We start from the raw sequence: 15,968 nt of genomic DNA on the forward strand, positions 1-15,968 counted from the left end.
AGATAGGAGCACTTTACCTATTTAATTGGGCTTTTCTACGGATAAATGCCTCAAGTGTGCCAGTTCCAGTTAACACGCCAAAAATAATCAACAAACATCCTATGATTTGATTGATACCAACAGACTCTTTTAACAAGATAGCTGTTGCCATTAAACTAAATAATGTATTGAAATTGCCGAAAATAGCGGTTTCAGCCGCTCCTATTTTTGAAATGGCATAATTGTAAGTAACATGCCCAATGGCAGTTGCCACAATAGCTGACACTAACAATACAGCAATAATAGACAATGGTGCTGTTGTAAAGGTCATAAACTGAGCTGGCTCTATTATACTAGCAAGCAATAATAAGACAAGCGAGCCACTTAACATCATATAGCCTGTAAGGACAACGGGGTTTAATGTTTTCGATACTTTGCTAATAATGAGAAAGCTAAATGCCTGTGACAGAATCGATAAAAAAACAAGGATATCACCAAACGCTATGCCTGTTATCCCTTCTCCTCCACGCATCACAGCCATTGTGACACCAAATGCTCCGACCACGAAGCCTAAAAATCGCTGCCAGCCCATTTGTGTAAAACCAAAGATAATGGCTAATATCGCTGTTAATAATGGACTAAAGCCTAAAATAATACTGCCTTTGACCGCTGTCGTATTCGCTAACCCGAATGCTAACAAGCCATGATGCAGCACAACGCCTAAAATACTAGATGCCATAATCGCATAATATTCTGTTCCCTGTGGCTTTTGAAGCTTTTTCAATAAAAATAAAATGCTAATAATCGTAAAACCAGCTATAAAGATACGCACAGCCGTCATCGTCAATGGGCTAAAATAAGAAACTAATAGCTTTAACGCAACGATATTTAAGCCCCAAGCGAGCATTACACCTAGTAAAATCAAATAGATTTTAACTTTACTCATCTAGTACCCTTCTTCCCTTTGCTAAACATTCCACAATGCATCCATCTTAACATAGAGAATCCATCCACTACGATAATAATTTCAACATAATGGCTGCTCCTAATACAAGAACAATACAAGCGATACGTCGCCAATCTTTGGATTCATTAAAGAATAACATACCTAATAAAGCACCACCTGCTGCGCCAATACCTGTCCAAATAGCATAAGCTGTTCCCATAGGTAAAGTAAGCATCGCATAGCTAAGCCCTGCAAAGCTGAGCGCAAACACAACGATTAATAGCAATAAATTTTTAGCATTTTTCACTTCATTATATTTAGCCATCATATAGACACCTAACATCTCACAAATCCCTGCACCAACTAATGCTAACCATGCCATTATGCGTGTCCCCCTTCCTCTTTTTTTTCACCTGTCACAAGTTTAAGACCAATGACGCCCAATAAAAGCACAATAATACAGACAATTTTAGCTAGCTTCCAGGGTTCACCAAATAACAAGCTATCCGCGCAGACCGTTCCTGCTGTACCAAGTCCAACAAAAACAGCATATACCGTACCGACAGGCAAATGCTCCCCAGCTTTAATTAATAAATAGAAGCTAATAAAAATAGCGACAGCTGTTGCAAGCCATTCCCATACTGTACTAGCATGCTTTAAACCAATTACCCAGCTCACCTCAAAAACTGCAGCAATCACGACACGCAACCATTGTTGATTCATCCTAAAATCCCTCCAAGATTGTTTGTACACAAAAAGAAAGCCTAAGAAACACTGCAATCGCAGTATCTCCCAGGCTTTTATCCTTCCGTGTCACAAAGCTAATTTGTGGTTTTCTCTCGGACCAGACTAGCGCAGTGCTACGGAACCCTAGAAAACAATTGTATACAATTTATATATGTATTATAGCAAATCATTTTTCTCATTGCCACTGATTCCAGTCAATGAACAATAGCTTAATTTTTCTGAATACTATGATAAAATAAGTTTTGGGAGGGATGCAGAATGGCAATTGAGAAAGTACGCCAACATTTAGCACAATGGCAACTAGCACCTAAAATAATCGAATTTGAGACGAGCTCAGCAACAGTGGAGCTTGCTGCACAAGCACTTAACTGTGAGCCTGCACGCATTGCGAAAACACTCTCCTTTTTAATAGGAAATCACGCCATCCTCATTGTAGCTGCTGGAGATGCAAAGGTAGATAATACAAAATACAAAGCTTTTTTTGCTACAAAGGCAAAAATGCTGGCAAAGGATGGGGTTTTAGAGAAAATTGGTCATGAAGTTGGTGGTGTCTGTCCATTTGGCGTCAACGAGGATGTTACCATTTACTTAGATGTATCTTTAAAACGTTTCACAACCGTCTTCCCTGCCTGTGGTAGTAGTAATTCAGCCATTGAGTTGACCATCGAAGAGCTTGAACAATACACACCTTATCAGCAATGGATAGATGTTTGTAAAGGTTGGCAAGAAGAAGACATTTAAAAAAGCGTGGACAATTGACAGAGCAAATTGTCCACACTTCGCTATTATTGTTGGCTCACTTGCTTACTAGTTTTGCCATATGTCATCCGACGCCATAATTTCTCGAGCGGCCCCATTGTAAAAAATTTAAACCAGATAACACTAAAAATAATTTGAATACTAAAGACAAGACACGCAATGATGACGATTTGAGAAGCCGAGACAACCTCTAATCCCATCAGCTTCATGATGCCAAGTCCAAGAAAGCTTTGTGCTATATAATTCGTAAATGCCATTTGCCCCACACGTCCAATTGGTTGGAATGCTTGTGCCACCTTTTGATGTGCGAACAGCTTAAATAAACAAATTAAATAAAAATACGTCATTGGAATAACACCTAAGCTAACTAGCTGTGGTCCATAAATACTGTCATTTTGAGTAGTAAACCAAATACCTAAAGAAAAACCGATAAATAAAAAACCTGTAATGAGCTGTAGCCACTTTATTTTCTTTGCATAATGCTCCATTTGTGTCAACCAACCTGCTTTTGCTACAAACAAACCACTTAAAAACATGCAAAAAATAATGACCGCTTCATTCACAACTAGTGACAACACCAAATGTTGAGCGCCAAATAATTGCGCTACATTCGCTGCTGTATACATACTAATTAGAATTAGCAAGCAATTACGAATGGTTGAGACTTTTTTATTGTAAAATGGTAACAGTAAAAACCCAATCACTGCATAGATGGCAAGAATAGAGCCCCAAAAAATAACAATATGGATGATACCAATAAGCAGTAATGCTAATAAACGTCGAGCAAAGCGCCATCTCGGTTTATCCCCTCTTGCCTCTGCACGTGTCGCAAAAATATAAAAACCAACACCAAATAAAAAGGAAAACATCGAAAAAAATTTCTTTTGAATGAATACATCAATCAATGACTGAATCACATGATTAATACCACTCGTATCTGGCATCGACCCTCCTTCAATTAGCACCTTATATGCACCAACATTAATAAATAGTATACCGAATAATGCCAAGCCTCTAATAATATCTAAAGAGACAATTCTTTCTTTTTGTTGAATAGATGGATTCATTGTGTAATCTCCTTACCTTCCCTATCATTTTCTCTTACATCCAGAATATAATGCCATCCTTACAATGATTTTGGCTAAAGCTTACAAAAACCTTACTTTTTGATAATAGTAACCTTTTACCTCTGCCATTCATTATGCAATGCATAATAATAGATAGTAGAAACGATAGAAAAGAGGCATGCTATGTATAGACAACGAAAACGGGGCTTTTGCGTACCAGGCTATAACTATTGCGGCCCAGGTTGTTCAGGGCCAGGGAAACCAACAAATGCTGTAGATGCTTGTTGTAAGCAACATGATGAATGCTACGCTCGCTACGGACGGACAGCTTACTGTGATCAATTATTTCAAAATTGTCTACAGCCATATATGCAGGGACAACATAAAATGGCTAGAGAGGCTCGATTATTTTACAAAATTTTCGACATTCGTCATCGCTTTTTATCTTAAGCAATTACACCCCATTATAATGGCAGCAACATATACAGCGTTTGGACAAATACCTTGAGTAGCTGCTTAAGGTATTTTTTCATATGTATTAATATTATTGTTAGTAAAATTTTTTAACCTATCCATTCCTGTCATATATTGAAAAACTTCAAAAGTATTGTATAATTACTCATAATACACTAGTTTCAAACTATTTTTTTGCTTAGTTCATACAACATCGATTTCATTATCAGCTATAGTAAGAAAATGCATTTGTCATAGGAGGCACTGTCTTACGATTTAAGTACGCACACGCAAAATGGAGTTAGGAGGGATAATTATGCATATGTACTGACAACTCACTATCTCTTACATATAAAAAAGGAGTGTGTCACATGAAATTTAAAACAATCCGTACAAAAATTTTATTAGGATTTTTCGCCGTTGTAGTCGTTATTATTCTACAAGGTGCCTATACTACTTATTCTAACTTCAACATGAATGACGAAATTGAAGAAATGGTACATACAGAATTAGAGCTTTCGATTATTGACCAGCATTTAGCCAACTCTGTCTCTGCAAGGATTGCGGCAGCAAGAGGTTATCTGTTATCAGGTGACTCAAAATTTAAAGACCGTTTTAATGATTATACAAAGCTTTCATTAGAAAATGAGGAAAAGGCACATCAAATTTATGTATCTGAGGAGTTAAATGCACTATCTGCAAGAGCTAAAGCATGGCGTGAACATATGGAAAAAAATGTGTTTGCTGTTTACGATGCTGGTAATCATCAACAAGCGATCGACAATTTATTGTCAAAAGCAGATGAAGCAAGGGAAATTCAGCTTGGATTTGAGGAAATGGCTAGTAAGCGTGAAGACATTGTACGCAAAACTGGGGCAACCCTTATAAGTGATAATAATCGAAATGCGCTTATTAACGCTGTTTCAGTAATTATCGTTATTGCACTTGCCATTATGATTGCATTCTATAGTGCTGCTATCATTTCTCGCCCTGTGAAACGTGTGTCTGAGCGTGTACAGCAAATTGCGGATGGTAATTTAACGCAAAGTGCATTAGCTGTTCAAACACAGGATGAGGTTGGTCAATTAACTGTTGCTACGAATGAGTTAAACGAAAAATTACAAAGCATGCTACGTCAAATTCAGCATGTTTCTAATGAGGTTGCCTCCCACAGTGAAGAGCTGTTACAGTCAGCTACTGAAGTAAAAACAGGAACAGGTCAAATCGCTCTCACAATGAATGAAATTGCAGAAGGCACAGAATCACAGGCAAGCAATGCGAGTGACCTTGCTATTCAAATGGATGATTTTATCGCACGTGTGCAAGAGGCAAACGAAAATGGAGACAATGCTCAATCCTATTCCAATAATGTACTTCAATTAACAAACACAGGTCGTACATTAATGGGTACATCCACACAACAAATGAAAAAAATTGATACTATTGTACATGATGCTGTTGTTCGAGTAGAAGGCTTAAATAGTAAGACACAGGAAATTTCCAATTTAGTGTCTGTTATTAATGCGATTGCGGATCAAACAAATCTTTTAGCGTTAAATGCTGCCATTGAAGCCGCACGTGCTGGTGAGCAAGGGAAAGGCTTTGCTGTTGTGGCAGATGAGGTGCGTAAATTAGCGGAGCAAGTGTCGCTATCTGTTGTCGATATTTCTCGTATTGTGGAACAAATTGTCGATGAAACAAACAATGTCACAGACTCCTTAAAAACGAGCTATACAGAAGTACAAAGTGGTACAGCTCAAATTGAAACAACAAACGAAACCTTTATTGATATTGAATCTGCCGTAACCTCTATGGTGAACAATATTTCAACGGTATCGCAAAATTTAATACAAATTACAGAAAACTCTACAAGCATTAATAAAGCTGTGGATGAGATTGCTGCTGTATCAGAACAATCTGCTGCAGGTGTAGAACAAACTTCCGCAACGATACAAGAAACAGCTTCTACAATGGAAGAAGTGGCAAACAGCTCTAATCAACTAGCAAAAATGGCTGAAGAATTAAACCAACATATCAATCAATTTAAATTATAAACAAGATTCCCCTCCATTTAACAATGAACGGCACCCCCAATTGTTAGTCACATCAAACAATGGGAGGTGCTGTTTTTTATGGCTAAATATACAGCAGAGGCAAAAAAGTTCATATACCATTGCTCCAGCAATTACAGCCCATAAAGCCATTGCAGATAAATGACAAAAAGATGGCATCTATGTTGGGGATATTATGAATCAAAAAAACATTGGACTGACAACCAAATTACTTTTTTCTTCGTTTTACTGGCTATTTAGAATATGATACATTAGAAGGTATAAAAAAAGAGCTAGTTAAAAAATAAGGGGTGATGTTATTTGACTGGTCATAGTATTTATGCACCAACTGGTATTAAAATAAAATACACACATGTTGATTTAAAGCAAAAGCTTGTCACATCCGTTATTTCGATCAATAATGAGCCAAAATTAACTATCACCATCAATACCGATACAGGTGTCATAAACAAAATTGGGCATATTGATGAAATCATTAAGCTTTCACCTGATATGGATGAAGAGTCTTACATGGATGAAATTAAGCATTGGTCTGAAACGTTTATTCATCATAATATTTCAGACCCTGAATCTTATTTTGAGGGATTCCTTCCTAAATAATTTGAAAAGATTCAGTATAAAAGCCTCGAACTCAATACCGTTCGAGGCTTTTATACTCTATTTTGTTAAATACATTGCACGTTGATTGTCAATCCATTTACGCATTGTCGTGAATAATAACACCATAATGGCTGTTAATAGCACCCCTTTGACAAGGTTAAATGGTAAAATCCCCGCTACAATCATTGTATATAATGAATCCCCTACAACAGGTTCCATTCCTAAAAAGTACGTATACATTGGTAAAAATACAGCATAGTTTAACAGACTCATACCCACTGCCATGACAACTGTTCCTGTTACTAAACCACCGACAAGACCGACAATCGTTTTAAAACGATTAAAAATGTAGCTCACTGGTAAAATAAATAACAGCCCTGTTGCAAAATTAGCCATATGCCCTACTGGTACCCCTGTAGGTGTTCCTGAAAACAGCCAATCTAAAATATTTTTAAATAACTCGACTAAAATTCCTGCTATTGGTCCCATAGTGATGGCAGCTAGTAGTGCTGGCATATCACTAAAGTCTACTTCCAAAAACGCTGGGAATGGTGGAATTGGGAAATTAAACAGCATTAACAAAAATGAAATACTGCTCAGCATGCCAATCGTAATAAACGATTGAAGTTTAACATTTTTCTTCATTGAAAAATCTCTCCTCTTTGCTGATTCAACTCGCAAGAAGAAAGGCGACGATTTAATCAAATTTGTTGCAAAAAAATCCCCTATGCTTTTATTGCATAAGGGAGAATAGGCATGAGTTAAAAAGCCATTTATTTGCTATTTTTTGAGCAAGCATACTTTTTAAAGGCATACTAAATAAACGCTCAATCATAGCAAAATTCACAACATAAATGACGATCGTACCTCCATCTTCTCCCATCCAGACTGTAACTGTCGGCCTCGGAATCTCACCAAGTCAGCCATGTAAGAAAACTTACACAGGTCGCGGGCTGAAGAGCTTTGTTGCAAACATATCGATATTCACAGCTCTATTACCGCCGGTCGGGATTTTCACCCTGCCCCGAAGATGAATCATATTATTTTGTTTTACAATTCCACTATAATAAAAAATAATAGAAAAGTAAATAGTTTTGCTTGAAGACCTACATAAAATCAGTCATTATACGGAAACGGCTACTTGACTACAGCCTAAATGGATTGATTCCCACATGATAATCTATATTAATGCACTTATAAAAAAACTTAGATGTACGTTACTAGCGTACATCCAAGTTCTCTTTAAGGCATATATTGCTTATTTGGACCGACTGGCTTTGGCAAAAAATTTTTCAAATCAAAGCCCTCCCAGCTTTCCTGTACGACATTGTCTAAGCGTAGTTGCTTATTAAAGCTAGCAGTTGTTAACATCATCGCTTCAATCATCTGTGTAGCATGAATGGCATCCAATGTCGTTAAATCTAATGGTGCATCAAATGTGACAATTATACCCTCTGCTGTTTCCTGCACTGTGTAGGTCACACTTTCTGGTATCGCTGATGTAAACACATCCTTATTTTGTTGCTTCATCGCTTGCAACGCTTCCATTACGGTTGTAAATGGCACTTGATGGTCGGGCGCTAAATAATCTACACCATTTGCATCTTTATATACATAGTAACTATAATGTGCTGTATCGGTTAACAACATTGCTTGGCTTGACTGATCTTCCTGTGCAAACTCATAGGCTGTTCCATCCTCTTGTTCAATCGCTACCGTTTTATACTCGGAGTCTGTAAATGTATCCTGCAAAGAGTCTTTATAGGCATCTGTCGCAGCGATTGTCACATCATATGGATTATCCTCTGGCAATGTATGAACAATTGTATCGCCTTCTTCCTTCAATTCTCCTTCATATGGATGGTACTCAGTAAAACCTTGTGCCTCTTCCTCAATTTGCGGTGTATACTTCTTATACATATCTAATGTGGATGGTTTTTCTTTGCCAAAATCCGTTGCTACACGCTCATTTGGAATCACATACGTCATCGGTATACTTTCCTCATCACGACTCACTAAACCAACATTGAGTGCAACGGCATCTGTTAAGTCTTCCTCATAAACAGATGTACGATTAGAAGCTAATACATTAGCATGCTCAGCCTGTAAATCTGCTTCCGCTACTTTTGCACTTTCTTGACCTTCCTGTAACGTCGAATCCTCTTGTGGTATTGAATAATTGGCTGTATCACTTGAACGTGTTGCTTGGTCTGGTGAATGGTTAGCCTCTTTCATAAACATTGAACCTGTTATAATGGACAGAGCAAACACGGCTGCTGCTCCAAGATAAATAGGCATTCGTCTTGACCTCTGTTGCTTTTTAGGTTGTTCCTGTAATGGTTGCGCATCCTCCTGATAAGACTGTTGTGTAGCTTCTCGTAAATGCTGATTATTTTGCAACCGAGCATCTGCTAATAATCGTTTTAATACATCTTCCTTTGAACGTTGGTCAGAAAGCTTTGGGGCATTATTCAATAGATGTTCTAATTGCTCATCATCAAATTGATTATGTGTCATTGCCATTTTGCCTCCTGTTCCTTGAATTGTTGTAACTGTTGCCTCAAAAATTTAATAGCTCGATGCTGCGTTGTTTTCACTTTCGCTTCTGTCCACTCTAGTATTTGTGCCGTCTCTGCAATCGATAAATCTTGAAAATAGCGCATAATAATGACCATCTTTTGGTCCCCTGTGCACTGCTCTAATGCTTCCTGTATCTCCATAAATGCGTCGCTCACTTGAAGTGCTTCTTCAGGTGTTGGCTCCGCAGAATGCAGCTGTTCCGTTTCCCAATCAAAAAAATCGAGCGCATGCTTTTGTCTTACTGCCTGTTTACGGAAATGGTCAATCGCTACATTTTTGGCAATAGCGAAAAGCCATGTTTTCTCACTACTCTTTCCCGCAAACTGATCGTATGAGCGTAAAACACGTACATATACCTCATGCGATAAGTCCTCTGCAAGTGTACGATTTTTCACTAAATAAATAAGAAATTGGAACACATCTTGATGATATGAATCATAAAGCCTGTGGAACACGGAGTCATTCAAAGCCCTCTCCCCCGTTCTATAATAGTTGTCGTAAACCATTTAAAAAAGTTACATGTAATTAATGGAAAAGTAAATATTGTACCTTCACATATTGTCCACCACTTGTGAGTTTATTGCCTGTTAATGTGGGATTAATGGAAAGGTAAATAGAAGGTAAACGTTGTGCCTTCTTTTAATATACTGTCCACCATAATATTTCCGGCATGAGCCTTCACAATATTTTTAGCAATCGCAAGACCTAGACCTGTACCGCCTTTCGAGCGTGTCCGTGCTTTGTCCGCTTTATAAAAACGTTCAAACACATATGGTAAATCCTCTTGCGGAATACCATGTCCTGTATCCTGCACAGAAATTTTAGCGAATGTGGCCTCTCGCTCAATTTTTACACTAACTGAGCCTTCCTCTGTATGACGAAGTGCATTATCCACCAAATTCGTCAGCACTTGCTCAATGCGGTCCTCATCCATGTTGATAATAGCATCCTCTGCGAACTCACTCATAAAGCGTAAATGAATGTGCTTTTCCTTCGCTACTTGGGCAAATTTTTGTGTAATTCGTTCAAAGGTAGCATTGATTGGTAATTCATCTTTATACAGTGTCATATGACCCGACTCCATACGTGCTAAGTCCAATAAATCTGTTACAAGGCGTCCCATGCGTTGGGATTCATCATAAATAATTTTCGTAATTTCATTGCGTTCTTCTTGATCTTGGATAAAATCATCCATCAATGCCTCTGAATAGCCTTGCAACATCGCAATTGGTGTTCGCAATTCATGTGACACATTGGCAATAAAATCTGAACGTAGCTTTTCTAAATGATGCTGCTCCGTCATATCACGAATTACGGCTACCGCGCCACGTATAAGCTCTCCACTATAAAGAGGGCTTATCGTAAACATGTAATAATTGCCGTCCATCTCTATTTCCTCTTCCAGCTTATCCTCAAACATCAATACGTGGTCAAGCATATGATAGAGTTCTGCGGGAATCGGCTTTGCACTTTGTGAGCCTTTATTAACAAACCATTGTTGCATTAAACGTTCGGCTGGTGGATTACTCAGTAAAATCGTACGGTCACGATTAAAGGTAATCACAGCATCTGTCATGGATGTTAAAATATTCGACAATTGCTCATTCTCTTGATTGATTACTTCAAGATTATGCTTTAACTGTCTGCCCATCTGATTGAATGCCACCGCTAGCTGACCAATTTCATCATTTTGCGTTGTTGGCATTTTCGCTTCAAAATTGCCCTTAGCAATCTCGAAAGCTAATTCACGCATTTTACGCAATGGTAGCGTAATACGGGAGGAAAGGAAGAAAGCAAAAAATGTTGTTAGCACAAAGGCAATAAAGGCGGCTAAAAAAACAATTTTTGTCGTTTCACTCGATGTTTTATGTAATGCATCTGGGTTTTGATAAATAAACACTGCACCATGTACGGCATTTTCAACATTGAGTGGAAAACCAAGTACAACATAGGATTCCATCTTATCCTGATCAACAGATGAAGGCATCATCATTTCTCTAATAATAGGCTTATCCGATTGAAAAACTTTTTGAAAGGCTGGATTATTTAAAATCATCGTTTGTATTTCTTGCTTGTTCACACCTTCTTGCATCGCAAATGATACATTGTTGTCACTAGTGGCAATGAGTGCATTGGTGCTAGCAGGTAAAATATCCTGTAATAGCTTTGAAGCTGCCTGTGCTGTTTGATGGTCATCTACAATGCTAGCAACCGTTGCTGCTGTTTGACGTAGGGAACTTTCCGCTTGCTGCATATGGTAGTTTTGTAAAAACTCCAACATTAATACCGTGAAGACAAATAATACAAATGAAACGAGAAGCAATATGGTTACCCACAGCTTCCCGACAACACTATTCCATATTCTATTCATTAATAACCTCAAATTTGTAGCCAACGCCCCATACAGTGACAATCATTTTGGCTGCATTTTCGGATACACGGTTCAGCTTTTCACGCAAACGTTTTACATGCGTGTCCACTGTACGCAAATCACCAAAGAAATCATAATGCCACACCTCTTTTAGTAGTTGTTCACGGTCAAATACCTTATCTGGTGATTTGGCTAGGAAATATAATAATTCATACTCTTTCGGTGTTAAGTTGACCTCAATCCCTTCCGCTGTAACACGATGGGCATCATGGTCAATCATTAAATGCTGGAAGACAACTAAGTCTTTAGAGGATGTCGTATTTGTCGCAGGTGCAAACGCTTGTGAACGACGTAAAATAGCTTTTACACGTAACACAACCTCACGAGGGCTAAACGGCTTCACAATGTAATCATCTGCCCCTAATTCAAAGCCTTGTACACGATTAGCTTCTTCACCTCTTGCTGTTAATAGCACAATCGGTGTAGCAGCACGCTCACGAATTTCTGCACATACTTCCAGCCCATCCTTTTCAGGCATCATAATATCTAATAAAATACAGTGATAGTCTTTTTCTAGTGATTTTTCTAATGCTTGCTCTCCATTTTCGGCTTCATCGACAAGATAGCCTTCTCGCTCTAAATACATTTTCAATAGACGACGAATGCGATCCTCATCATCCACTACTAATATCGAAATATTTTCTGTCACGTGTCTAATCCCTCTTTTCCAAACTTTCTCTACCTTCTATTGTACATGTTACGACAATGATTGCAAAGAGTAGGGCTGAAAGGTTTTTCCGGTGAAACTATCTGTCAATCAGGCGAAGTTATGCTTTTTCGGGCGAATTCATCTGTGAATCGAGCGAATGAAAAGCCTTCCTGCATGTGTGCAAGAAGGCTTCCATCTTAATTGGATGCGTATGAATGTAAACCTGCTAGTATCAAGTTTACAGCAACTAGGTTAAATAAAATAATACCAAAGCCAATCAATGCGAGCCAAGCCGATTTTCGACCTTCCCAGCCTTTTGATAAGCGTAAATGCAAGAAAGCAGCATAAAATAGCCATGTGATGAGTGCCCATACTTCTTTCGGGTCCCAGCCCCAAAACCGACTCCATGCCTCTTGAGCCCAAATCATCGCAAACACCAATGCGCCTAATGTAAAGACAGGGAAGCCAATCAATACAGAACGATAGCTAATTTCGTCAAGTAATTGTAAATTAACACGTTTCACAAGCGGTTGAATCATGGCACTAATTCGTCGACGGATAATAAGACGAATTAGCACATATAAAATCGAACCGACTAACAACGACCATACAACCGTTGTCAGCTTTTTCGCATTAATTAATGCTGGCATTTCCACTAATGGTGACATGCCATGCTCTTCAACTGCCTCATAGCCATTCATACCAAAAAGTGGTGGCATATTGTATATCATTTCACGTGATTTGCCTTCTTTATCGACATATGTGTATTTAGATTCATAATCCATTGCGCTGAATGTTGATGAAACTGCTACAAAGCCAACAACGACTACTAAGCAGAACATCACTGCTTCCAACCAAAAACGTTGCTTTGATGGCTTCGTCATATCAACAACTTTCAATAAATACACGAGCCCTGCTACTGCACTAATGGCTAAAATCGATTGCCCTAATGCTGCTGTAATCACATGGATCGTTAACCAATAACTTTGTAATGATGGCACAAGTGGGCTTACTTCTCTTGGGAACATCGCTGCATAACCAATAATTAAAATGGCTACAGGCAATGCCACCAAACCAAGTGCTGACACACGATAAATAAAATAAATTAATATAAACGACGCAATGATAAACATACCAAAGGCTGTCGTAAATTCAAACATATTACTGACAGGTGCGTGACCTGTATAAATCCAACGGGTAACAAAATAACTTAAATGGGCTAAAAAACCAATAATGGTTACAACAATTGCTGCTTTCCCCCATTTTTCCGTGTTTTTACCTGTCGCATTCGATTGCTTAATAGAACCACCGAAAAACAGCAATGCTACTAAATAAGCAATAAATGCCACAAATAATAAATTGCCACTAATATCAATCAAACTCATAAGGTGTGGTCACCTTCCTTTTCATTATCCTCTGCCTGCTCTAACTGATCTATATATGCTGGTAAATGAGCAAAAGTCGTTACAGCATCTAAATCTTTTTTCATGCTGAACATATTTTTATTGACAAAGGCAGCCATTAATACTTGACCATTTGGCCCTACTTGCAGCCATAAACGACGATGGTTCCAATAAGAGCCAATGACTACGCCAAGCATAAAAATCATACCGCCTACAAATAAAATAGGAATTGTACGGTCTTTACGAATCGTAAAGTTAGCCGTATCACGCGTCTCCGCTCCTGCAAATTTCATACGATATTGATTTTCTCCAAGTGGTTCAAGAGGTGGTTTCATAATTTCTACAAAGCTCACTTCTCCCTCAGGTGTACTCGGTGTCGTCATTTTAAATAAAAACGCAGGGTTATTTGGTACAGACGTTTTTGTACGAGGCTCCCCATTTTCAAAACCATCAAAATCAGGTGTGTAAACAAGAATTTTCACAGAAGAACCATTGCCTAAATCATACTCTTTTTTCGGATTTGTCAAATCAATCGCAACTTCTCCAAGTGGTGTCTCTGTTGCTTTATCGACTAATTCAAATCGCATTTCTTTCAGCTCATTTAAACGATAATTCATTTGATAAAGTGCAAAGCCATTTTCTTTTAATGGATGATTTACACGAATAGAATAATCTTTTATTTTTTCAAGATTATCTAAATCACCTGGTAATGCGCCATCAGGCTGTTTATACAATGTGACATCTGTTTGGAAGTTTTTCGCTACTACATTGACACCCTGCTTCACTTGCTCGCCCTGTGGTTTATTGTCATGAACTTCTAAAATAAAATCGTTATTTTTAATAAAATAACCTTCCATCCCTGGTATTGCTCGTGTTTCTCCTTCACGTATCCAAAGTGTTTCATCTACATAAAAGCCTGGTAATAAACGCAGCATGACACCTGCTAAAAAAATAATCAAGCCTACATGGTTAATATAGGGACCATAGCGAGCAAAACGACCTCGCTCTGCTAATAGCGCATTCCCATCACGACGTACATTGTAATGTAAAGCCTTCATCTTTTCTTCTACTTTATTAAGTGTCTCCTCGGCATCAGCAACTCGCCCTTCCGCTACAATTCGTTGACGCTTCATAAAGCTAGCATGTCGCTTAATACGTTGATTTTTTAACGATTTATGCAATGGTATCCCGCGGTCAAGACTTGCTACAATAATGGATACAGCAAGCATTCCCACTAAAATTTGGAACCACCATGTGCTATATAAATTAGACAAGCCTAATGCGTTATATAGTTTCCCGAACCAGCCATAGACTTGCTCATAATACGCTGCTTTCCCCGTTTCAGGTGCATTCACGTAAATTTCTTGTGGTAAGATTGTGCCAACAGAAGCTGTCACTAATGTAATAATAATGAGCGCAATTCCTACTTTCACACTCGAAAAGAAATTCCAAATTTTATCGATAATCGTTTTGTTATATGTTTTTGAACGAATCGCCGAGCCATCATAGCGCATATCGGCTACTTTATTCTGCTTTTCTTCCTCTGTCAAAGGACGGCCACATTTCTCACAAAGCTTTGTACCGTAAGGATTGCTATGACCGCAAGCACAAATTATATTTTCCATACTGCCTTCTCCTTACTGTGGCTTCACTAATTCCATAAAGGAAGCGATATTGCCTTCTGTCATTTCGCCTGTAATAATTTTAACAACCTTGCCATCTGGGTCAATGAGAACGGTTGCAGGCAAATTATCCACATTATACGCAGTCATGACACTTTTCGTTTTATCAATCACTACTGGGAATGTTAATTTATAACGGTCAACAAAATCTTGAACCTCTAAGTCGGTCTGCGCAATATTCACCGCTAATGTTTGGACACCTTGATCCTTAAATACTTGGTATTGACGATTCATTGCTGGCATTTCCTTTTCACAAGGTGGACACCATGTACCCCAAAAGTTTAAAAATACGCCTTGTCCTTTATAATCCGACAATTTATGCTTTTCACCATTTAAGTCCACTAATGTAAAATCAGGTGCTTCTGAGCCCACTGCGATTAATTCTACTTTTTTCTGTGTAGCTGTTCCATATACTGTGTAACCAATCGCCATGGCTAAAACAATTAAAATGATTGTGCGTACAACAAGACGCTTTTGTTTTTTCTCCAAAACTATAACCTCCTTTTTGCGAGACATGTTCCTCACTCATTATAGCAAATAGAGATAGTAACACTTAGCTAGTAATTATGAATGATTTATGAACGATTTCACCATAAAGAA

The 15,968-nt window shown here is 38.2% G+C and carries 16 protein-coding genes and 2 riboswitches; of the genes, 4 read left to right on the top strand and 12 right to left on the bottom strand.

Annotated features, from left to right (window positions below):
* Positions 1-13: 13 nt before the first annotated feature.
* From OPF91_RS01570 to OPF91_RS01580, 3 genes are all read right to left on the bottom strand, one after another.
* Positions 14-925: a DMT family transporter gene (locus OPF91_RS01570; protein ID WP_264986917.1), complete on the bottom strand. Its 912-nt coding sequence runs from the start codon at positions 923-925 to the stop codon at positions 14-16.
* A 67-nt stretch (positions 926-992) separates the two neighbouring features.
* A complete protein-coding gene (locus OPF91_RS01575; RefSeq protein ID WP_264986918.1) occupies positions 993-1,307 on the bottom strand; it encodes a DMT family transporter in 315 nt (104 codons plus the stop codon).
* Entirely contained in the window at positions 1,307-1,648 is a 342-nt protein-coding gene (locus OPF91_RS01580) for a DMT family transporter (protein ID WP_264986919.1), read from the bottom strand. Before OPF91_RS01580 ends, OPF91_RS01575 begins: the two co-directional genes overlap by 1 nt.
* Positions 1,649-1,712: 64 nt before the next feature.
* A riboswitch (guanidine-I (ykkC/yxkD leader) is annotated at positions 1,713-1,810 on the bottom strand.
* 120 nt (positions 1,811-1,930) lie between these two features.
* On the opposite strand from OPF91_RS01580, the gene OPF91_RS01585 reads away from it, so the two are divergent.
* Positions 1,931-2,413, top strand: a complete 483-nt coding sequence (locus OPF91_RS01585; protein ID WP_264986920.1) for a YbaK/EbsC family protein — start codon at positions 1,931-1,933, stop codon at positions 2,411-2,413.
* Positions 2,414-2,457: 44 nt separating this feature from the next.
* On the opposite strand, the gene OPF91_RS01590 is transcribed toward OPF91_RS01585, so the two are convergent.
* On the bottom strand, positions 2,458-3,498 hold the full coding sequence (locus tag OPF91_RS01590) for a DUF418 domain-containing protein (protein ID WP_264986921.1): 1,041 nt from the start codon (positions 3,496-3,498) through the stop codon (positions 2,458-2,460).
* 183 nt (positions 3,499-3,681) lie between these two features.
* On the opposite strand from OPF91_RS01590, the gene OPF91_RS01595 reads away from it, so the two are divergent.
* From OPF91_RS01595 to OPF91_RS01605, 3 genes are all read left to right on the top strand, one after another.
* Entirely contained in the window at positions 3,682-3,948 is a 267-nt protein-coding gene (locus tag OPF91_RS01595) for a Parvovirus coat protein VP1-like protein (protein ID WP_264986922.1), read from the top strand.
* A 374-nt stretch (positions 3,949-4,322) separates the two neighbouring features.
* Positions 4,323-6,005, top strand: coding sequence for a methyl-accepting chemotaxis protein (locus OPF91_RS01600; RefSeq protein WP_264986923.1), 1,683 nt, complete (start codon positions 4,323-4,325; stop codon positions 6,003-6,005).
* A gap of 318 nt (positions 6,006-6,323) precedes the next feature.
* Entirely contained in the window at positions 6,324-6,623 is a 300-nt protein-coding gene (locus OPF91_RS01605; protein WP_264986925.1) for a hypothetical protein, read from the top strand.
* Between the two features lie 57 nt (positions 6,624-6,680).
* Here OPF91_RS01605 and OPF91_RS01610 read toward each other — a convergent pair whose 3' ends face one another.
* The 8 genes from OPF91_RS01610 to resA all read right to left on the bottom strand — a co-directional run bounded on the left by OPF91_RS01610 (position 6,681) and on the right by resA (position 15,857).
* The gene (locus OPF91_RS01610; RefSeq protein ID WP_264986926.1) at positions 6,681-7,268 is read right to left on the bottom strand and encodes an ECF transporter S component; all 588 of its coding nucleotides are present in this window, start codon (positions 7,266-7,268) and stop codon (positions 6,681-6,683) included.
* A gap of 222 nt (positions 7,269-7,490) precedes the next feature.
* Positions 7,491-7,659: riboswitch (FMN riboswitch) on the bottom strand.
* 206 nt (positions 7,660-7,865) lie between these two features.
* A complete protein-coding gene (locus OPF91_RS01615) occupies positions 7,866-9,140 on the bottom strand; it encodes an RNA polymerase subunit sigma (RefSeq protein WP_264986927.1) in 1,275 nt (424 codons plus the stop codon).
* On the bottom strand, positions 9,137-9,670 hold the full coding sequence (gene sigX / locus OPF91_RS01620; protein WP_373877017.1) for an RNA polymerase sigma factor SigX: 534 nt from the start codon (positions 9,668-9,670) through the stop codon (positions 9,137-9,139). Before sigX ends, OPF91_RS01615 begins: the two co-directional genes overlap by 4 nt.
* Before the next feature lie 131 nt (positions 9,671-9,801).
* On the bottom strand, positions 9,802-11,574 hold the full coding sequence (locus OPF91_RS01625; RefSeq protein WP_264986929.1) for an ATP-binding protein: 1,773 nt from the start codon (positions 11,572-11,574) through the stop codon (positions 9,802-9,804).
* Positions 11,567-12,283 carry a response regulator transcription factor gene (locus OPF91_RS01630; protein WP_264986930.1) on the bottom strand — a complete coding sequence of 239 codons (717 nt, stop codon included), beginning with the start codon at positions 12,281-12,283 and terminating at the stop codon, positions 11,567-11,569. Before OPF91_RS01630 ends, OPF91_RS01625 begins: the two co-directional genes overlap by 8 nt.
* Positions 12,284-12,480: 197 nt before the next feature.
* Positions 12,481-13,668 (bottom strand): c-type cytochrome biogenesis protein CcsB, encoded by a 1,188-nt coding sequence (ccsB, locus tag OPF91_RS01635; protein WP_309297396.1) that lies wholly within the window; start codon positions 13,666-13,668, stop codon positions 12,481-12,483.
* A complete protein-coding gene (gene resB / locus OPF91_RS01640) occupies positions 13,665-15,311 on the bottom strand; it encodes a cytochrome c biogenesis protein ResB (protein WP_264986931.1) in 1,647 nt (548 codons plus the stop codon). The genes ccsB and resB overlap by 4 nt, the downstream gene beginning before the upstream one ends.
* A gap of 12 nt (positions 15,312-15,323) precedes the next feature.
* Positions 15,324-15,857, bottom strand: coding sequence for a thiol-disulfide oxidoreductase ResA (gene resA, locus OPF91_RS01645; protein ID WP_309297397.1), 534 nt, complete (start codon positions 15,855-15,857; stop codon positions 15,324-15,326).
* Between the last annotated feature and the right edge of the window lie 111 nt (positions 15,858-15,968).

This window comes from Lysinibacillus piscis (genome assembly GCF_026012395.1).
Lineage (GTDB): Bacteria > Bacillota > Bacilli > Bacillales_A > Planococcaceae > Lysinibacillus > Lysinibacillus piscis.